Genomic DNA, 19,478 nt, shown 5'->3' with positions numbered 1-19,478 from the left:
CGTAAGTCATTGGACATCGCGGGCAGGCGACCACGATCATGGGCTCGGTGTCCACACGTAATGAACAGCTCAGGCTCGTCGATTCGCCGCGTCAGCCGCAGGATCAGGGCGAGCCGTTCCCGTGGTCGGCGACCATCGACTCCACCTATTCGACCCGCGACGCGATCGATGCGCTGGCCTTGGCCCCGTTCCTGCGCGGCGACCAACCCTTCGCCCGCCAAGCGCATCTCGACCGAGCGCGTCCCGACGCGCCGCTGCGCCCTGCCGACTCGCGGATCGTGCGCTCGGTCGCCGATGACGACAGCAGTGCGCTGCTCGCGGCCGGTGACGGCTGGGCGTTGCGGGCCGTGCGGTGGGCCAGTGGTTCGGCCACCATCGAAGTGACCGCGGTGAGTGATGAACTCGCTGTCGACGTGCTGGCACAGGCAACCGATGGGGCTGCACTGTCACGTGACAGTGAAGCCACGGTCGAGATGGGTTTCTGGCACATGGACGTACGGCGTCCCGCGCGGCGCCGTCGTCAGATCGCCGCGCCTACGTGGGCGGAGATCCGAGGGAATTACACGGGCTCGGTGGCCGCGAGCATGGAGCGGTTGATGGGGCTCGGTGTCGCCGATATCAAGGGGCGGCTGGTGCTGCTGCACGGTGAGCCCGGCACCGGCAAGACCACCGCGCTGCGTGCGCTGGCGCGGTCGTGGGCGCCGTGGTGTCAGGTCGATTGCGTTGTCGATCCGGAAGAACTGTTCAGCAATCCGGGGTACCTGATGGAAGTCGCGGCGGGTGCCGACGGTGACGACGAGGACGGGCGCTGGCGGCTGCTGGTGTTGGAGGATTGTGACGAGCTCATTCGTGGTGAGGCGAAAGAAGCTGCGGGGCAGAAGCTCTCACGGCTGCTCAATCTGACCGACGGGATGCTCGGTCAGGGGCGCAATGTGTTGATCGCGATCACCACCAATGAGGATCTCTCTCGACTGCATCCCGCTGTCGTTCGTCCTGGTCGGTGTCTGGCGCAACTCGAGGTGGGGCGATTGTCGGCGGCGGAAGCCCACGAATGGCTCGGCCGCCAAGACGGTGTTCTTACCGCGTCGAGCTTTCCTGACGGCGCGACCCTCGCCGAGTTGGTCGCTCATCGCGACGGTGGGATTCAGATTCAGTCGACCATTGACCACTCGACCGATGTCGGCATGTACCTCTAGCGATCAGCACCGCGCGCTTCGACGACGTCCCTGGCCTCGACCAGCGAGGCGTCCGGTCGAAGTTGTCGATACGCCCTGATTTCATCGGCGGACAACCGGTGCGGCGATGGCGCAGGCGAGGGTGAGTACGAGGGGAACGAGCAGCGCCGCGGTGAGGGGGACGAGGGCGGTGAGCCAGCCGATCATGGCGGGGCCTGCGAGTAGGCCCAGGTAGCCGATGGTGAAGACGCGGGACATGTCGGTGGCGGCTGTGGTGCCGCCGAGGTTGCCCGCGGTGGAGAAGATCTGGGGGACTCCGCCGGCGAGTCCCAGGCCGCACATCGCCCAGCCGAGGAGGGTGAGGGGGAGCCAGGGTGATGCGATGACCACCGCGAATCCGGCTGCGGCCAGCAGGCTTCCGTAGCGGACGATGGCTACCGGGCCGAAGGCGCCGCTCACCCGGTCGGCGAGAAATCGGCCGAGGGTCATGGTGGCGGAGAAGGCGCCGAAAGCGAGGGCGGCACCGGCCTCGGAGGTGTCGAGGCGTTCGCGAACCTGCAGTGCGCTCCAGTCGGCTGCGACGCCTTCCGCGAGCAGCAGCACGAACGCGATACTGCCGAGCAGGAACACTTTTCGGGTCCGCTCCGTGTGGAGGCGAGTCGAGTCGGCGGCATCGGCGCTGTCGGCCTTGTCGTAATGCTCTGGATACGAGGGTGATTCGGTTCGATGGTTGTCGACCAGGCGCGGAACCAGTGCCGCGGTCACGAGCAACCCGCCGATCGACGCGCAGGTCAGTGTCAGTTGCGGCGCCCACCCTGCGTGCTGGGCAGCCGCGCCGAGCAGCGAGCCGACGAACCCGCCCGCCGAGAACATCGCATGGAACGCGGACATGATCGGTCGGCGATACGCCCGTTCGACCTGCACCGCTTGGGCATTCATCGACACGTCGAGCGCGCCGTTGCCGATCCCGAAGCAGGCCAGCGCGATCGCCAAGGTGACCGAGTCGGTCGCCAGTCCCGGTCCGAGCACGGTCACCGAAATGGCGGTCGCGGCCAGCGCGACTAGCGTGCGGCTGCCGAACCGGTCGGCGGCGGGCCCCGCGAGCCGCATACCGACCAGCGCGGCGCCCGCCATCAGCAACACGAGCAGGCTGAGCGTCGACGTCGACACCCCCGTCCGGCCGGTGATCGCCGGAATATGGACTACCCACATAGCCAGCAGAACCCCGTTCAGCGTGAAAGCCGCGAACACCGCCCCTCTGGCCAGCCGAAGACGGCGGTCGATCGTCGCTGAACTCACCGCTTCGACGGTACCGGGCATCATCGAAGGACTCGCCGTCACGGCCCAGCCGGTGGTTCAAGATCATCAGGCCATCAGGGATTTTCGCTCTCGGGCGATGTCTCCCGGATGGCCTGGTGATCAACTGTCCAACTGCTACTGCTGGGGTGTCCAGGCTCCGCTGGCGGCGGTCTCCTTGGCGTACTCGGTGAAATCGCGGGGCTCACGGCCCAGGGCGCGGTGGACACCGTCGGCGGGCGCGGAGTTGCGGCCGTCGAGGATGGTGCCGAAGAGGTAGTCGAGCAGGCTGATCACGTCGTCGGGGACCTGGTATTCGCTCAGGGCCGCAACGAATTCCGGCCGGGACACGGGGATGAAGGCGATCTCGCGGCCGGTCGCCGCGGCGATCTCGCCGACCGCGTCGGCGAAGGTCAGGGCGCGCGGTCCGGTGAGCTCGTAGAGCTGACCGGCGTGGCGCGCGTCGGTGAGCGCGGCCGCCGCCACCTCGGCGATGTCGTCGACGTGCACGAACGGCTCCGGCACATCGCCGTTGGGCAGTGCCACCGCGCCGGCGAGCACATCGTCGACGAAGGCGCCTTCGCTGAAGTTGTGGGCGAAGAAGGAGCACCGCACGATGGTCCAGCTCAGGCCCGAATTCTGCACGATCTCTTCACATTCCAGCGCTTCGGGCTCACCGCGACCCGACAGCAGCACCACCGAACGCACACCGGCGGATCGGGCGGCGGCGGTGAACGCGCGGATGACATCCGGGGCGCCGGGGACGGCGAGGTCGGGCTGGAAGGCGAGGTAGACGGAATCGACGTCGGCCAGGGCGGGCGCCCAGGTGTCGCGGTCGGTCCAGTCGAAGGGGATCGGCGCGGTGCGTGAGCCGAGCCGGACCGGACGGCCGGCGGCCTCTAGCAGTGCAGCGACCCGGCTTCCGGTCTTGCCCGTGGCGCCGGTGATGAGGGAAAGGTGCTGGTGAGAAGCGGTGTTTGTCATGAGATAAGTACACCGCCGCGCGGCGTTCGACAACATCGTCGTGCCGCTCATGAACATGCGCTGTCGTCTACGTGTCGTCTACTGTGGAGGTGATGGATGCGTTAGCCGGTCTACTCGAAGGTCCACGCGCGCGTGGCGCGTTCCTCATGTGTTCGCTGCTGAACCCCCCGTGGTCGCTGCGCGTGCAGGATGAGGCACCCCTCACGGTGCTCGCGATGATCCGCGGAAAGGCTTGGGTCAGTACGGATTCGATGCCGCCGCGGCAACTCGGCGCGGGCGATGTCGCGGTTTTCCGTGGGCCGCAGCCGTATACGGTGGCCGACGATCCGGCGACCGAACCTCAGATCGTGATCCAGCCGAGTCAGGTCACCACCACACCCGATGGTGAAATCCTGTGCGAGACACTGAGTCTCGGCGTCCGTCAGTGGGGCACCGATCCCGACGGGGAGACGCTGATGGTCACCGGCACCTACGAATCGGCGGGCGCGGTGAGTAGGCGATTGCTGCGCGCGCTGCCGCAGGTGGCGGTGCTGCCGCGCGGGGAGCTCGATACTCGACTGCTCGACCTGCTCGTCGACGAGGCGACCAAGGACCTACCCGCGCAGACCGCCGTCCTGGACCGCCTGCTCGATCTGCTGCTCATCGCCTCGCTGCGCGCCTGGTTCGCTCGCGACGACGCCCCAGCCTGGTACCACGCCTACAGCGACCCGCTGGTCGGCAAGGCGCTGCGTCTGCTCCAGCACAATCCGGCGCATCCGTGGACGGTGGTCGCCTTGGCCGAGGCGGTCGGCATGTCGCGTGCCGCGCTGGCCCGCCGGTTCACCGAGCTGGTCGGCGAACCGCCGATGAGCTTTCTGACCGAATGGCGGCTCTCGCTCGCGGCCGATCTGCTCGCCGAATCCGATGCGACCGTGGAATCCATTGCCCATCAGGTGGGATACGGCAGCGCCTTCGCCCTCAGTACCGCCTTCAAACGGCACTTCGGGGTGAGCCCGCGCGATCACCGCCAGGGGAGCGCGGCATGATGGCCCGATGAGCTATCCCGTCCTGTGGCCGATGCCGACCCGATGGGCCGACAACGACCAGTACGGCCACGTGAACAACGTGACCTACTACTCCTACTTCGACACCGCCGTGAACGCCTGGCTGATGCGCGCCACCGGCACCGACATCACCGCGCTGCCCGCGCTCGGCGTCGTCGCGACGACCTCGTGCCGATTCCACGGGTCGGTCAGCTTCCCAGATCAGCTGCAGGTGGGGCTGCGGATCGCCCGCCTCGGCACCTCGAGCATCACCTACGACCTGGCGATCTTCCGCGAGGGCGAGGCCGGTCTCGAGCTCGCCGCGACCGGCGAATTCGTCCACGTCTATGTCGACACCGAAACCCGCAAACCGGTGGCGATCCCCGAGGTGGTGCGCAAGGCCGCCGCGGAACTCGTCACCGAGTAGCGCTTCAGGAGGCGGATTCAGGAAGCGATCACGCCTACCTCGGGCCATTCGCTGCCGCGGCGGGCGCGCAGGATGATCTGGCCCGCTGGGGAGTATCCCGGTGGTCCGGGTAGCGCGGCGAAGGTGGTCTTGTCGATCACCAGCGACGAGTCGAGTTGTTCCCGGCTCGGCCCCCAGTGGTACTCGACCTCGGTGAGTTCATCGCGAACCTTCTTGAAATACATCAGCTGTGCCATCGCCGGATCTCCGCGTAGACCTCCACCGGTCAGCGGATCGTGACCGGCGGCTACCGACCATCGTGGCAGGAATCGAGCGATCTCGCCGCTACCTCGCCGAAAATTTCGGGCGCGGGCGGTCAACGTTCACGCGCGAAGCATGGCCTGGAACCGGCGCATGCCGGAAATCCACCGGTCGTAGTCCGCTCCCTTGTTGCGGTACATCTGCAGTACCTCGGGGTGCGGCAGGATCAGGAAGTGTTCGGCGGCCATCGCCTCGACCACGGTGTCGGCGACTTCTTCGGGGGAGAGCACCGCACCCGCCGTCTTCACGGCTTTGATCGCCAGCGCGCCCGCCTCCGGGTCGTCGGGGATGAGCGCACCGGTGAGCAGTTGGGTGTCCACACCCATGGGGCACAGGCAGCTCACGCGAATTCCCTTGTCGCCGTAGGTGACCGAGAGCCACTCGGCGAAGCCGACCGCCGCGTGTTTGGTCACCGAGTACGGGGCGGAACCGATCTGGGTGAGCAGGCCCGCCGCGGATGCGGTGGAGACGAAGTAGCCGCTGCCGCGCTCGAGCCAGCCGGGGACGAGCAGTTTCGCGGCCCGCACGTGGGCCATCACGTTCACGTCGATGGCGGCAGCCCACTGCGCCTCGGTGCTGTCGAGGCCGGGTCCGCCGCCGATGCCCGCGTTCGCGAAATACAGGTCCACCGGGCCGAATTCGCGTTCGGCGGTGGCGATCAAGGCCGCGACGACCTGCTCGTCGGCCACATCGCCACCGACCGCGACCGCCTTGTCGCCGAGGTCGGCAGCCACCTTCGCCGCGCTGTCCGCATCGAGATCGGCCACGACAACCCGTGCGTCACCGGCGACGAGCCGATAGGCGAGTGCGGCACCGATTCCCGCACCAGCGCCGGTGACGATCGCGACCTTGCCTGCTATCTCCATCCCCGCAGTGTATTTGGAGCGCTGGCGCGCTCGAGGTCGCGCCCCAGGGGTCGGGGGGTGCGGGGCGGGGGTGCGGCCATGGCGGATTCGCGGGTTTGACGGTGTGGCTGGAAGTGCGGAGGCCGCGGTCGATCAGATGGCGGCGGCGGGTTTCGAGGTGGTGGGCAGGGGAGCTGGCGGCGGCGGTGTGGTCGAGGCGCGGGCGAGGGTGCCCAGGTTGGTGTGGTTGAAGACCAGGTTCAGCAGGAACGCGGTGGCCGCGCCGAGGGTGACGCCGCTGTCGAGCAGGATCTGGGCGGAGGTGGGGAACTTGTCGAACATGTCCTTGGTGAAGACCGGCAGCAGCCCGATGCCGATGGCGGTGGCGGCGACGGTGGCGTTCACCCGATCCGTCAGATCGGCTTTGAGCAGCGTGGTGACGCCGACGACCGCGACCGTCGCGAACAGCACCAGTCCCACCCCGCCGACCACCGGCTTCGGAATCACCGCCACCACCTCGCCGATGCGTGGCACCAGCCCGAGCACCACCAGGATCGCGCCGCTCACCGCGGTCACGTACCGGCTGTAGACCCTGGTCGTGGAGACCGCGCCGACATTCTGATTGAAGATCGTGTCCACGAAGGCGGTGAAGATGCCGCCGAGCACACCCGAGAGGCCGTCGCCGACCAGGCCGCGCGCGAGATCGCCCTTGCCGAGCGGTTTTCCGGTGATCTCGCTGATCGCCAGCATGCTCGCGGTCGACTCGGCGAACACCACGGCCATCACGATGCTCATCGCCACCACCGCGGTCACCGGGAACTGCGGCGACCCGAAGTGGAACGGCTGCGGAATGCCGATCCAGTCGGCGGTACCGACGCCTGACGTCGTGATCAGGCCCATCGGCAGCGCGATCACGATGCCCGCGATCAGCGCGATCAACACGCCGAGCTGCGACCACACGCCGCGCCCGATGCAGATGAACCCGACGGCGATCAGCACCACCACCGCGGCCAGTCCGATATTCGACGGCGAGGCGAAACTCGCAGACTTCGGATCGGTCCCGATGATCAGGCCGCCGGCGACCCCGATCAGCGACACCCCGACCACGGTCAGCACGGTTCCGGTGACCAGCGGCGGGAAGAACCGCACCACCCGCGCGAACGGCCACGCCAGCGCGACACCGACCACACCACCGATCAGCATCGACCCGTACACGGCCTCCAGTCCGTATTCCTTGGCGATCAGGATCATCGGGTTGAGCCCGACGAACGTGGCACCACACACGATCGGCAGCCGCGCACCGGCCAGCTTGCCGACACCGAGGCTCTGCACCAGCGTGATGATGCCCGCGACCAGCAGATCAGCACTGATCAACAGCCCGATCGTCGACCGGTCCAGGCCCGCGGCCGCGCCGAAGACCAGCGGCACGGTGATGCAGCCGGTGTACATGATCAGGACGTGCTGGATGCCGAACGCCAGTTGCCGCGCGAACGGCAGTCGGGTGTCGACGGGATGTGCCTCACTCATATGACAGGTTGTAGTCCCCGTTCTTTACCGCGAGTGAGCGTTGTGTTTCGTCGGCATTGCGGGTCGGATATATCACTCGCGAGGCTCGATACCGCCCGCTGAGACACCCGCTCAGATGCGGCTGAGCAGCGTCAACGGGTCCTCGAGGAAACCGGCGGTGGTGGCGAGGAAGCGCGCGCCGAGTTCGCCGTCGACCATGCGATGGTCGAAGCTGAGGCCGAGGGTGGTGACCCAGCGGACCGCCAGTTCGTCGCGGAACACCCAGGGGCGCTTGCGGATCGAGCCGATGCACAGGATCGCGGCCTCGCCCGGATTCACCAGGGGGACACCGGTGTCGACGCCGAAGACGCCGACATTGGTGAGGGTGAAGGTGCCGCCGCGCAGGTCCTGGGGAGTGGCGTTGCCGGAGCGAGCCGTTTCGGCCGCCCAGCTGATCTCGCGGCACAGTTCGCGCAGGCTCAGCGTCTGCGCCTCCTTGAGATTGGGCACCATCAGCCCGCGCTCCGAGGCGACCGCGATCCCCAGATTCACATAGTGCTTGGTGACGATCTCCTGGTTCTGTTCGTCCCAGGAGGTGTTGATTCCCGGGTACTCCGCGATCGCCGCCAGCGTCGCTTTGGCGACTAAGGCCAGCGGGGTGAGGGTGAGCCCCTCGAAAGACTTGGTGGTGCGCAGGTGGTCGAGCAATTCCATCGAGGCGGTGCAGTCGACGGTCACGAAGGTGCTGGCCTGCGGAATCGTGCGCGAACTTGCCTGCATCGCGGCGGCGGTGCGTTTACGAATTCCCGCGATGGGGGTGCGTTCCTCACGGGCGGTCGGCTCGATGAGACCGTCGGCGTCGGTGACATGTCCGTTCGACGGCGTCGGCGCGATGCCACCGAGGCGGGCGGGGGTGCGCGGTTGGGTCACCGGCACGGCCGAGCGCACATCGTCGACGGTGACCGCGCCCTCCGGCCCCGAACCGGCGACGAACCACAGGTCGATACCGAGTTCCTTGGCCAACTTTCTTGCCGCCGGAGTCGCGGCGGCGCGATGGGTGCTCGGCGTGTTGGCGGCCATCGACGGCGTGGATTTCCTTCTCCGCGAAGTGGATTCGGCCTCCGGTCCGTACCCGACCAGCACATTCGTGCGTGGCTCGGCGGTAGGCGGGGCGCTCACCTCGAGGTCGTTGCGTACCCGGATCAGCGGCGCGCCGACCGGCACGGTGTCGCCGGGCTGAGCCAGCAGTTCGACCACCACCCCGGAGAACGGCGACGGCAGTGCCACCACCGCCTTCGCGGTCTCCACCTCGGCGATGGTCTGGTTCAGTTCCACCGTGTCGCCGACCGCGACGGCCCAGGACACCAGGTCGCCGTCGGCCAGGCCTTCACCCAGGTCAGGGAGACGGAACTCGAGAACATGACCGTCGTCGTCGGCGGCTGGTTCCGGCACGGTGGCACCTTTCATCACGCGGCTAGACAGCGATCGACCGCCGCTAGAATGCGGTCGGGGTCGGGCAGATGGTGCTTTTCGAGCTTAGCCGGGGGGTAGGGGATGTCGTAGCCGCCGACGCGCAGCACCGGCGCCTCGAGGTGATAGAAGCAGCGTTCGGTGACGCGGGCGGCGATCTCGGCGCCGAGCCCGGCGAACACGGGCGCCTCGTGCACGATGACCAGCCTGCCGGTCTTGTCCACCGATTCGGCGATCGTGTCGACATCGATCGGCGAGAGGCTGCGCAGGTCGATCACTTCGAGTGAATGTCCTTCCTCGGCAGCGATTTTCGATGCGGTCAGCGCGGTGGCGACAGTGCCGCCGTAGGCGACGACGGTGGCGTCGGCGCCACGGGTGCAGACCCTGGCCTTGTGCAGTGGCAGATCCGGTTCGCCTTCGAAATCTACGTCGGCCTTGTCCCAATAGCGACGTTTCGGTTCGAAGAAGATCACCGGGTCGTCCAGTGAGATGGCCTGGCGAATCATCGAATACGCGTCAGCGGGCGTGCTCGGTGATACAACGCGAAGCCCCGCGGTGTGCGCGAAATACACCTCCGGTGATTCCGAATGGTGCTCGACCGCGCCGATGCCGCCGCCGAACGGAATGCGGATCGTCAACGGGGCCTTCACCTTTCCGCCGGTGCGGTTGTGGATCTTGGCGACCTGGGAAACGATCTGGTCGAAGGCCGGATAGACGAAACCGTCGAACTGGATCTCCACCACCGGCCGGTATCCACGCAACGCCATCCCGAAAGCTGTTCCGACGATGCCGGATTCGGCCAGCGGTGTGTCGATGACCCGGTTGTCGCCGAAATCCTTCTGCAAGGTGTCGGTCACCCGGAACACGCCACCGAGCTTGCCGATGTCCTCGCCGAGCAGGACGACCTTGGTGTCGTCTTCCATCGCGCGGCGCAGGCCGGTGTTGAGGGCGGCGGCGAAGGTGGTGATCATGACTGCGCTCCTTCGGCGAGGTAAGCCGAGAGCTGTTGGCGCTCTTCGGTCATCAGCGGGTGCTCGGTCGCGTAGACGTTGTCGAACATCCGCTCCGGGTCGGGGTCGGGCATCTCGATCGTCGCGGTGCGCAGGCGGCGGGCGACGTCGTCGGCCTCGGCGGTGATCAGTTGGCTGAACTCGGGGGAGAGGTTGCCTTCATGGTCGAGGAGTAGACGCACGCGCTCGATGGGGTCGCGTTGTCCCCAGTACTCGGTGTCGGCGGCGGTGCGGTAGCGGGTCGGGTCGTCGGCGGTGGTGTGCGGGCCCATCCGGTAGGTCATCGCCTCGATGAAGGTGGGTCCGCCGCCGGTGCGGGCACGTTCGACGGCCTGGCGGGTGACGGCCAGGACGGCGAGCACATCGTTGCCGTCGACCTGCACGCCCGGAATCCCGTAGCCGTCGGCGCGGCGCACCAGCGGGATATGGCTCTGCACGGAGACCGGTTCGCTGATCGCCCACTGGTTGTTCTGGCAGAAGAACACCACCGGCGCACTCCACGCCGCGGCGAATCCGAGCGCCTCGGCGATATCGCCCTGGCTGCTGGCGCCGTCGCCGAAGTAGGCGATGGTGGCGATGTCGGCGCCCTCGAGATGGGCGGCGTATGCGTAGCCGGTGGCGTGCAGGCCCTGGGAGCCGACGACGATATTGGCATTGGTCATATTGATCTCGTCGGGGTCCCAGCAGTGGTGGGAGACCCCGCGCCACAGGGCGGTGAGTTGCTCGGGCGGGACGCCGCGGCAGTAGGCGACGGCGGTTTCGCGGTAGGAGCAGAAGACGTAGTCGTCGGGGTGCAGCGCGTGCGCCGAGCCGACCTGCGCGGCTTCCTGCCCCAGCAGCGGCGGCCACAATCCGAGCTGGCCCTGGCGTTGCAACGCGGTGGCTTCGACGTCGATCCGGCGGGTGAGCACCATGTCCCGATACAGCTGCCGCAATCGCCGCGCGTCGATATCGGCGACCAGCGCGCTGTGCTCGGGATCGAATACCCGACGGCCGTCGGGCTGAATCAGCTGGACCGGGTAGGTCTGCTTCTGCGACATCGTGATCGCCTCCTCGCCACCGTGCCTTGTGGGCCGATGCAGGTACGCCACTTTCGCTGAGTGCGATGTGTATCACTCAGCATCCACGATACTGCGGTGTGCGCAAGTGATACACGCGCAAATGCGCAGAATGCATGGTCCGCAGGGGTTGTGCGCTGCCATACTGCCCTGTATGACCAGTCGCGAACCCGACGCCGTGACACTCGATGCCACCGACGCGCGGCTACTACGCGAGTTGATCGCCAACCCGCGCGCCACCGGCGTGGAACTCGCGGCGCGCCTCGGCCTGTCGCGCAACACGGTGCAGGCGCGCCTGGCTCGCTGGGACAGCGGCGGCGTGCTCGGCAGCTTCGAACGCCGAGTGGAGCCCCGCGCCCTCGGCTACCCCCTTGCGGCGTTCGTCGCGGTGGTGGTCGACCAGCACCGACTCGACGCCGTGGTCGACGAATTGGCCGAGGTCGCCGAGGTCACCGAGGTCTGCGGGATGACCGGCGCCACCGACCTCACCGTCCGCATCGTCGCCCGCGACGCCGACGACCTCTACCGCATCGCAGGCGCGATCCTGAAGATCCCCGGCGTCGAACGCACCAATATGGCCCTGGTCATGCGCGAACTCGTCGGCCCCCGCACAGGCCCTCTCCTCGAACGACTGGCGGGCCCGAGCTGAAGTCGCTCCGCCGACGCTGGTAAAGCAGTAGGCGGTGTGTCGGGTCGCTGTCGACCACCGGGGACGGTCAGCTGCCGGTGGGGAGGAAACGGCGGACGACCAGCCCGGCGACGAGAGCCCAGAAGGCGCCGCCGATGCCGAACAGGGCGGTGCCGGAGGCTGCCACCAGGAAGGTGACCAGGGCCGCCATCCGGTGGGTCGGGTCGCTGAGGGCGCCGCTCAGGGCGGCGGCGAGGGTGGCGAGCAGGGCCAGGCCAGCGACGGTTTCGATGGTGCCCGCGGGAGCGGCGGCGATGAGGGTGACCAGGGCGGCGGAGGCCAGGCCGAGGACGAGGTAACTGGCTCCCGCGGTGGCCGCGGCGATCCAGCGGCGTTTGGGATCGGGGCTCGCCGACGGGGCGGCGGCGAGGGCGGCGCTGATCGCGGCGAGGTTGATCGCGTGGCCACCCGCCGGCGCGCCGAGAATGGTGCCGATGCCGGTGACGAGCATGGCGGGGCGCCAGGGCACCTGGTAGTCGAACGAGCGCATCACCGCGACCCCTGGGATGTTCTGGGACGCCATCGTGACGATGTAGAGCGGGATCGCGATGCCGATGACGGCCTGCCAATGCCACTGGGGGACAGTCCATTCCACCGTCGGAACCATGGCGGACAGTGCCAGGGGCCGATCGTTGACGACTATGTCGATGCCGGTGCCGACGGCCGCCGTCGCGAAAGCGGCGAGCACGGCCCACTTCGGTGCGAACCGTTGCAGCACCAGCCACACCACGATCACCGGGACGACCACGGCGGGCGAGGTGCGCAGCGCCTGCACCGGGGCCAAGCACAGCGGCACGAGGACACCGGCCAGCATCGCCTGCGCGATCGGCACGGGGATCGCGGCGACCAGCGAGCCGAGCCGTTGCCACAGCCCGGTGATCACGATCAGCACGCCGGTCACCGCGAAGGCCGCGATCGCGCCCGGCCAGCCACCCGCGACCAACCCGGTGCTCGCGAGCAGGGCGGCGCCGGGTGTCGACCAGGCCAGCGTGATCGGGATCCGGTATCGGAAACTCAGCAGCAGAATGCCGATGCCCTGCGTGAAGCACAGGATCAGCAACCCCGACGCGGCCTGCGCCGGGCTCGCCCCCACCGCGCGCAACCCGCTCAGCACCACCGCGAACGAACTCGTGAAGCCGACCAGCGCGGTGATCGCACCGGCGCCGAGCGGTTGGGCGATGCCTGCCGGTTTGTCGGCTACATCAGTGGGAGTGGTGGAGACCTGCGACATTGTGCCGATATTGCCCGACGAATCCGCGGTCGTCGCCTGCCAGTCCCCCGAAAGTGGACTGATTCGTACAGGCAGAAAAGCGGTCCAGTTCCGTGATCGGCATGGGTGTGTCCCGACTCGGCTGTGCTGAGGTCGGCTCGCCCTACCCGCACCGCGCGGGCAAGGCTGTGCATTGTCGAGTGATGCCGGGTCCGAGGCATGCGGGCCGTTGGGCGCCCGGATTCGGCGCGGGTGCGTAGGGTGTCGGGAACGGTTCGGCAGGTCGGGGGCGGCTGGGAGGAGTGGTAGTGGGTGCGGTGTTGATCTCTGCGGCTGAGCTTCGGGAAGAGCTGGCGGACAAGGTGATCCATCTGCTGGATGTGCGCTGGGCGCTGGGTGATCCGGACGGCCCGCAGCACTATCTCGACGGGCATATTCCGGGTGCGGTGTTCGTCGACCTGGAGACCGAGTTGGCCGCCGCGCCATCGCCCGCTCGCGGTCGGCATCCGCTGCCCGACCCCGGCACCTTCGAGAAATGCGCGCGCAGTTGGGGTTTGGGCGAGGGCGAGCCGGTGGTGGTGTACGACGCGACCGGTGGAACGGCAGCCGCGAGGGCGTGGTGGCTGTTGCGGTGGGCGGGGGTGGACACCGTGCGCATCCTCGATGGCGGGTTGCCCGCCTGGATCGCGGCCGGTTCGGATATCGCGACCGGCGCCGAACCGGACCCGGTCGGCGGTGACCTGGTGGTGCGTCCCGGCGGGCTGCCGGTGATCGACGCCGACGCCGCCGCCAAATGGTCGGGCGTGCTGCTCGATGCGCGCGCGGGCGAGCGGTACCGCGGCGAGGTGGAACCGATCGACCCGCGTCCCGGACACATCCCCGGCGCGGTCAGCGCACCGACGGCCGAAAACCTTGATGGCACAGGGCATTTCCGCAGCACCGAAGATCTGCGCGCCCGATTCGCGGGATTCGGCGAAGGCCCGGTCGCGGTGTACTGCGGATCAGGCGTCACCGCCGCCCACCAGATCGCTGCCCTCGCCGTCGTGGGGATCACCGCCGCCCTCTATCCGGGCTCGTATTCACAGTGGTCGAACGACCCGAAGCGGGCCGTGGCGACCGGCGAGTGATCGGCTGGTCTCACGGGCAGCCGCGGGCGATGTCGTGCAGAGTCGCGTTGTCCGCGGCGGTGACGGGGAGGTCGTAGTCGACTGCCACCGTGAGGTATTTCGCCGCGTAGAAGCAGTGGTTGGGGCGCGCGGGCGGTAACCATTCGGCGGGGGTGTCGTCGCCCTTGGACTGGTTGGTGGCGGCGCCGGTCGCGAGTAGGTTCACCGCGAGGTCGTTGGCGAAGCGGCGGCGTTTGTCGGGGGTCCAGGTGGCCGCGCCCATGTCCCATGCGGCGGCCAATGGGTAGACGTGGTCGATCTGGATACGGCCGCCGTCGGACTTTATGAAGGTGATGTCGGCGCCGGTGTAGGGGTCGGTGAGGATTCCTTCGACGACCACGCAGCGGCCGCGATGCACGACCGCACGCAGCTGCATCGCCAGGACGTTGTTGCGGGTGTCGCAGCCGTCGTGGCTGCCGGGGGCGTCGGAATCGTCGGTCCAGGCCGGGCCGAACACACAGGCCTGGCCCGCTTTGCAGCCACGCTCGTAGCCGCCGGGGCGCGGGCGCGCGGCGATGACGCGCACCTTGTCGAGCAGGGTGGTGACCTCGGCGCGCGTCGGACTGCCCGGTGCGGGAGTGACCGGCGCATCCAGCCCGATCACCCCGCACCCGGCAACCGCTAGCAGCACAATGACGAACAACCACGCCGATTTCCCCATACCCGCATGTTGTAGCCGATGGCACCGACAACAACGGCTGTTCGGCGCAGGGCTGCGTCAGCCGGCGCTACTGCCTACAACCAGGCTCGGGCCAACAGGTCGTCGGCGGCCTGTTCGGCCGGGTTGGGCGGGAATCGCGTCGCGGCGATCGAGGACACGTGCGTGCCGTCGTGGCCGACCAGCCAGGAGCCGCCGCGGTCTTCGCATTCGGCGATCTTGGCGAAGACGGTGAGCAGGAAGGTGATGGATTCCCGCGGGTCGATGGTGTGGGCCAGGCGCTGGGATTCACCCGGCCGCGACAGATCGAGCCAGACGCCCGCTTGGCCGTCCAGGCGCATGCCGAGGATCTTCGTGGTGTCGATGAAGGTGAATTTGCGCCGTTCCCACGGGGTGTTGGGGGTGAAGCTCTGCTCGAGTACCTGGAGCAGAATCGTCATCGTTTCCCTCCGCACGAATTACAAGGGGGTCATCGGCCGAACCGGATCGAGGCCGGTCCGCCTGGGTGTATTGAGTTGTCGCCGGTGGGTGTTCCGGCCCGTGACCAGGGGTTATTTAAGTATGTGCTCGTTGCGGCGAGAAATCCAGACCCAAGGCGGCCGTGATCGGTGTCGGTGCCGCCTGCTTGGATGGAGCCCATGCTGCACGGTCTGTGGTCCCCCGAATCGGGCCTGCTGCTGTGGCACGACGCGGACCCGGTCGCCGTGGGGTCGGTGCTCGGCGACATCTTGGACCGCGCCAGGTTCCGCCACCGCGCCCAGGTGCTCGTCGTCGATGCCGCGGGAGAGTCCGGAACTGCCGAGGTGCGCGCGCACGCGCTCGCGCCACCGACGGCGGCCGTTGTGCTGCGCAGCCGGCTCCCGCGCGAGAACATCTCCGGCGACCTGCGGTTCCTGGCCCATGTCGCGCGCGGCATCGAACGGTGGGTGCGGGCAGGGCGGGTAGTCCCGCAGATCGAGCGGGCCGACGGCCAGTGGTGGGTGCGCTGGCGGTTGGTCGGCGGCCAACGTCAACGGGCCTGGCTGGCCGAGTTGGCCACCGCGATGCCACCGGCGCTGCGCGTCGCCGGTCCGCCCGCCGCGGTGCTCGACGACCTGTGTACCCACCTCACCGACCCGATCGCCCGCGAATACCTCGCGCATCGCGCCATGACGCACCCGCTGTTGGCGGCGTTGCTCGCCGATACCCCGTTGGACGTCGGCTCCTACCGGCTGTCCGAAACGCTGACACAGTGGCGAGAAGGCTATGCCGCCGATGAACCTGAACTCGTGCTTCGCCTGTGCGAACCCGACGGCGAATTCGGCACCGCCGACGAATCGGTGGCGCTGTGGCGGCTACAGGTGTGTCTGCGTCCGGTCGACGACGCACCGAAACCCGTTGTCTTCGATGATGATCCGGTGCTCGTGCGGACGGCGGCGGAAAAACTCGGGCAAGCGCGGAAGGCTTACCCGCGCCTGCGCGACCTGCCCACCGATCCGCGCGGTCTCGACCTGCTCCTGCCAACGGAGGTGGTCGCCGACCTCGTGGCGCACGGCGCACATGCCCTGCAGGAAGCTGGAATTCGACTGCTCCTGCCGCGCGCCTGGAACATTGCCGAGCCGAGCATGCGGTTGCGGGTGAGCAGCCCGGCCGCCGCGGAATCCACCGTCGGCCTGAGCGGATTGCTCTCCTACCGTTGGGAATTGGCACTCGGTGACCTGGTGCTCACCCCGGCGGAGATGGCACGGCTGATCAGCAGCAAGTCGGACCTGGTCCAGTTGCGTGGCGAGTGGGTGCAGGCCGACCACCGCGCACTGGCCGCCGCCGCCCGCTATGTCGCGCAGCACGCCGACGACAGCCCGATCACCCTGGCCGACATGATCGGTGAACTCGCCGCCGAGCGGGTCGACAATGTTCCGGTCACCGAGGTCACCGCCGACGGGTGGGCGGCCGAACTGTTCGCCAGGGAAGGCGAACCCGAGCCGGTCGCGGTGCCGGTCGGCCTGAAAGCCCAACTGCGCCCCTACCAGGAGCGCGGCCTGAGCTGGCTGGCCACCATGAGCAGACTGAACTGCGGCGCGATCCTCGCCGACGACATGGGCTTGGGCAAGACCGTGCAGGTGCTGGCGCTGTTGGCTCACGAACGCGAGGCCGCCGACGCCGGGGCAGGTCGTGCGTCGACGGCCGGTGTCGGGCCGACATTGCTGGTGTGTCCGATGTCGGTGGTGGGCAACTGGCAGCGGGAAGCGCAGCGGTTCACGCCAGATCTGCGGGTGCTGGTCCACCATGGTCCGAACCGACTGTCCGGCACGGAATTCGCTGCCGCGGTGCGGGATTGCGACTTGGTCGTCACGACCTACGCCCTGCTGGCCCGTGACATCACCCTGCTGAACGAACAGCAGTGGGAGCGGATCGTGCTCGACGAAGCCCAGCACATCAAGAACGCGGTGACCAGACAGGCGCGTGCGGCCAGGGCGCTGAAGGCCCGACATCGCCTGGCGCTCACCGGAACTCCGGTGGAGAACCGCCTGGAAGAACTGCGCGCCCTGTTCGACTTCGCCATGCCGAAACTGCTCGGCAGCCCGCAGTCGTTCCGCGCAAGGTTCGCGGTGCCGATCGAACGCGAACGCGACCAGCAAGCCATCGACCGGCTGCGCCTGATCACCGATCCGTTCGTGCTGCGCAGGCTCAAAACCGATCCGACGGTGATCAGCGACCTGCCGGAGAAGCTGGAAATGACGGTGCGAGCCAACCTCACCGTCGAGCAGGCAGCGCTCTACCAGGCCGTTGTCGACGACATGCTGGAGAAGCTCAAAGACGCGAAAGGCATGGCACGCAAGGGCGCTGTGCTCGGCGCGCTGACCAGGCTCAAGCAGGTCTGCAACCACCCCGCGCACTACCTGGGCGACGGCTCGCCGATCCTGCGCCGCGGCGGTCACCGCTCCGGCAAGCTGGCGCTGGTCGAGGACGTGCTCGACGCGGTACTCGCCGACGGCGAGAAGGCCCTGCTGTTCACTCAGTTCCGCGAATTCGGCGACCTGATCCTGCCCTACCTCACCGAACGTTTCGGCACCCCGGTCCCGTTCCTGCACGGCGGCGTGGCCAAGCAGCGTCGCGACGACATGGTGACCGGCTTCCAGAGCGAGAACGGCCCACCGCTGATGCTGCTCTCGTTGAAGGCGGGTGGCACCGGCCTCAACCTCACCGCCGCCAATCACGTGATCCACCTGGATCGTTGGTGGAATCCGGCGGTCGAGAACCAGGCCACCGACCGCGCGTTCCGGATCGGCCAGCAGCGCGCGGTGCAGGTCCGCAAGCTGGTGTGCGTCGACACCATCGAGGAGCGGATCGACGAAATGATCAACGGGAAGAAGCAATTGGCCGATCTGGCCGTTGGTGCGGGGGAGAACTGGATCACCGAGATGAGCACCGACGAACTGCGTGAGCTGTTCACCCTCGGCGCCGAGGCGGTGGGTGAGTAGATGACCGACTTCAGCCAGTTCGGTCCGCGCAAACCGGTGCGCGGCGGCGCTCAGGCCCGCGGCGGTTTCGGGCGGACCTGGTGGGGCAAGTCGTTGCTCGACGCGGTGGAGAAGGTGGCGGACGCGGGCAGGCTCTCGCGCGGACGCACCTACGCCAGGGTCGGGCAGGTGGTGAACTACCGGATCGAACGCGGCGCGGTGACCGCGGAGGTGCAGGGCAGCCAGCCCAGCCCGTTCATTTCGGTGCTGTCGATCCGGCCACTGCGCGACGAGGAGGTCGAGCTGTTGCTCGCCGAGATCAGAGAGGCGCCCGGCATGCTCGCCGAGATCGCCTCGGGCGCGCTCCCGCCCGCGCTCGGCCCGCACCTGCTGCCGACCACGGCCGCCGAACTGGACTTCACCTGCAGCTGCCCGGACATGGGCTGGCCGTGCAAGCACGTCGCCGCGGTCTGTTACCTGCTCGCCGAGCGCCTCGACGAACAGCCGAGCGAAATCCTCACCCTGCGCGGCCTCGACCTCGACACGCTCATCGGCGGCGTCGAGAAGTCCACGCGCACAGCCGATTCCGATGATCTCTACGGCGACGAACTGGCCCTGCCCGAGCTACCCCGCATCGAATTCCACGCCGTCATCGACGACCTCGACGCGATTCCGCTGCGCCGCGCGTTGCGGATGTCCGCCGAAGACGAGCCGACCGCGGCGACCGGACTACGCGAATTGCGCTCGCTCTACGCCGAGTTCGACAACTGAGTCCGCCAGGCGTCGCAGCAGGCATGCACCGTGGTTCAGCTCAACTCGTACTCGAACCAGATGTTGTGTTCCCCTTCGGCATCCACGTACAGCGCGCCGGTCCCCGTGATGCCGGTCAATTCGCCGGTGCCGCTGGCGGGGACGATGTGGAAGAACTCGTCGCTGCGATCGGTCCCGCTGGTGGTGGCGGAGTGGACGAAGTTGAACGCACCGGCCTTGCCGTTGAGCGCACCCTCGAACGACTCCATCGCGAGGTAGGTGCCCGCGCCGGTGTTCATGTCGAAGGCGGCGGTGAACAGCGTGGCCGAGAGCCCTTCGACCTCACCCGCGTAGGTTTTCGTCATGGTGGAGATGCCGACCGGCATCCCGGTGACGATGGGCGGCTGTGGCGTCAGCTCGGTGGGATCGAACGCGGTGACCTCGAAGGTGCCGATAGCTTTCATGCGCCGATG

General features: G+C 68.1%; 19 protein-coding genes. 7 read left to right on the top strand and 12 right to left on the bottom strand.

Annotated elements, in window-relative coordinates:
- Positions 1–38 precede the first annotated feature (38 nt).
- Entirely contained in the window at positions 39–1,196 is a 1,158-nt protein-coding gene (locus tag ACLJPD_RS18350; protein WP_410873496.1) for a DUF5925 domain-containing protein, read from the top strand.
- An 81-nt stretch (positions 1,197–1,277) separates the two neighbouring features.
- Here ACLJPD_RS18350 and ACLJPD_RS18345 read toward each other — a convergent pair whose 3' ends face one another.
- The gene (locus tag ACLJPD_RS18345) at positions 1,278–2,495 is read right to left on the bottom strand and encodes an MFS transporter (RefSeq protein ID WP_410874480.1); all 1,218 of its coding nucleotides are present in this window, start codon (positions 2,493–2,495) and stop codon (positions 1,278–1,280) included.
- Between the two features lie 114 nt (positions 2,496–2,609).
- Positions 2,610–3,455, bottom strand: a complete 846-nt coding sequence (locus tag ACLJPD_RS18340; RefSeq protein WP_410873494.1) for an NmrA family NAD(P)-binding protein — start codon at positions 3,453–3,455, stop codon at positions 2,610–2,612.
- Positions 3,456–3,547: 92 nt separating this feature from the next.
- Between ACLJPD_RS18340 and ACLJPD_RS18335 the strand changes: the two genes are divergently transcribed.
- A complete protein-coding gene (locus ACLJPD_RS18335; protein ID WP_410873492.1) occupies positions 3,548–4,480 on the top strand; it encodes an AraC family transcriptional regulator in 933 nt (310 codons plus the stop codon).
- 7 nt (positions 4,481–4,487) lie between these two features.
- The gene (locus tag ACLJPD_RS18330; RefSeq protein ID WP_410873490.1) at positions 4,488–4,904 is read left to right on the top strand and encodes an acyl-CoA thioesterase; all 417 of its coding nucleotides are present in this window, start codon (positions 4,488–4,490) and stop codon (positions 4,902–4,904) included.
- 17 nt (positions 4,905–4,921) lie between these two features.
- On the opposite strand, the gene ACLJPD_RS18325 is transcribed toward ACLJPD_RS18330, so the two are convergent.
- From ACLJPD_RS18325 to pdhA, 6 genes are all read right to left on the bottom strand, one after another.
- Positions 4,922–5,140 (bottom strand): hypothetical protein, encoded by a 219-nt coding sequence (locus ACLJPD_RS18325; RefSeq protein WP_410873489.1) that lies wholly within the window; start codon positions 5,138–5,140, stop codon positions 4,922–4,924.
- Positions 5,141–5,266: 126 nt separating this feature from the next.
- The gene (locus ACLJPD_RS18320; protein ID WP_410873487.1) at positions 5,267–6,070 is read right to left on the bottom strand and encodes an SDR family oxidoreductase; all 804 of its coding nucleotides are present in this window, start codon (positions 6,068–6,070) and stop codon (positions 5,267–5,269) included.
- A gap of 132 nt (positions 6,071–6,202) precedes the next feature.
- Positions 6,203–7,576, bottom strand: a complete 1,374-nt coding sequence (locus ACLJPD_RS18315) for a uracil-xanthine permease family protein (RefSeq protein ID WP_410873486.1) — start codon at positions 7,574–7,576, stop codon at positions 6,203–6,205.
- A gap of 111 nt (positions 7,577–7,687) precedes the next feature.
- Complete coding sequence (locus tag ACLJPD_RS18310; protein WP_410874478.1) at positions 7,688–9,022, bottom strand: dihydrolipoamide acetyltransferase family protein; 1,335 nt, start codon at positions 9,020–9,022, stop codon at positions 7,688–7,690.
- Positions 9,022–9,996, bottom strand: coding sequence for an alpha-ketoacid dehydrogenase subunit beta (locus ACLJPD_RS18305; RefSeq protein ID WP_410873484.1), 975 nt, complete (start codon positions 9,994–9,996; stop codon positions 9,022–9,024). Before ACLJPD_RS18305 ends, ACLJPD_RS18310 begins: the two co-directional genes overlap by 1 nt.
- Positions 9,993–11,075 (bottom strand): pyruvate dehydrogenase (acetyl-transferring) E1 component subunit alpha, encoded by a 1,083-nt coding sequence (gene pdhA, locus ACLJPD_RS18300; RefSeq protein WP_410873483.1) that lies wholly within the window; start codon positions 11,073–11,075, stop codon positions 9,993–9,995. The genes ACLJPD_RS18305 and pdhA overlap by 4 nt, the downstream gene beginning before the upstream one ends.
- A 172-nt stretch (positions 11,076–11,247) precedes the next feature.
- Between pdhA and ACLJPD_RS18295 the strand changes: the two genes are divergently transcribed.
- Positions 11,248–11,742 (top strand): Lrp/AsnC family transcriptional regulator, encoded by a 495-nt coding sequence (locus tag ACLJPD_RS18295; RefSeq protein WP_410873482.1) that lies wholly within the window; start codon positions 11,248–11,250, stop codon positions 11,740–11,742.
- Positions 11,743–11,809: 67 nt separating this feature from the next.
- Here ACLJPD_RS18295 and ACLJPD_RS18290 read toward each other — a convergent pair whose 3' ends face one another.
- The gene (locus ACLJPD_RS18290) at positions 11,810–13,012 is read right to left on the bottom strand and encodes a benzoate/H(+) symporter BenE family transporter (RefSeq protein ID WP_410873481.1); all 1,203 of its coding nucleotides are present in this window, start codon (positions 13,010–13,012) and stop codon (positions 11,810–11,812) included.
- 287 nt (positions 13,013–13,299) lie between these two features.
- Here ACLJPD_RS18290 and ACLJPD_RS18285 point away from each other — a divergent pair, with 287 nt between their 5' ends.
- Complete coding sequence (locus ACLJPD_RS18285) at positions 13,300–14,118, top strand: sulfurtransferase (RefSeq protein WP_410873480.1); 819 nt, start codon at positions 13,300–13,302, stop codon at positions 14,116–14,118.
- Between the two features lie 10 nt (positions 14,119–14,128).
- Here ACLJPD_RS18285 and ACLJPD_RS18280 read toward each other — a convergent pair whose 3' ends face one another.
- Entirely contained in the window at positions 14,129–14,818 is a 690-nt protein-coding gene (locus tag ACLJPD_RS18280; RefSeq protein ID WP_410873479.1) for an HNH endonuclease family protein, read from the bottom strand.
- A gap of 74 nt (positions 14,819–14,892) precedes the next feature.
- A complete protein-coding gene (locus ACLJPD_RS18275) occupies positions 14,893–15,255 on the bottom strand; it encodes a hypothetical protein (RefSeq protein WP_410873478.1) in 363 nt (120 codons plus the stop codon).
- Between the two features lie 189 nt (positions 15,256–15,444).
- Here ACLJPD_RS18275 and ACLJPD_RS18270 point away from each other — a divergent pair, with 189 nt between their 5' ends.
- Positions 15,445–18,276, top strand: a complete 2,832-nt coding sequence (locus tag ACLJPD_RS18270; protein ID WP_410874477.1) for a DEAD/DEAH box helicase — start codon at positions 15,445–15,447, stop codon at positions 18,274–18,276.
- Positions 18,277–19,026, top strand: coding sequence for an SWIM zinc finger family protein (locus tag ACLJPD_RS18265; protein ID WP_410873477.1), 750 nt, complete (start codon positions 18,277–18,279; stop codon positions 19,024–19,026). It begins immediately after the preceding gene.
- Positions 19,027–19,061: 35 nt separating this feature from the next.
- Here the strand turns inward: ACLJPD_RS18265 and ACLJPD_RS18260 are convergent, their stop codons facing one another.
- Positions 19,062–19,469, bottom strand: a complete 408-nt coding sequence (locus ACLJPD_RS18260) for a DUF3224 domain-containing protein (protein WP_410873476.1) — start codon at positions 19,467–19,469, stop codon at positions 19,062–19,064.
- Positions 19,470–19,478 lie beyond the last annotated feature (9 nt).

Origin of the sequence: Nocardia sp. A7 (assembly GCF_046549215.1) — a bacterium.
In the GTDB taxonomy this organism is placed as follows: Bacteria; Actinomycetota; Actinomycetes; order Mycobacteriales; family Mycobacteriaceae; genus Nocardia.
This window is presented reverse-complemented; position numbering and strand designations above follow the sequence as displayed.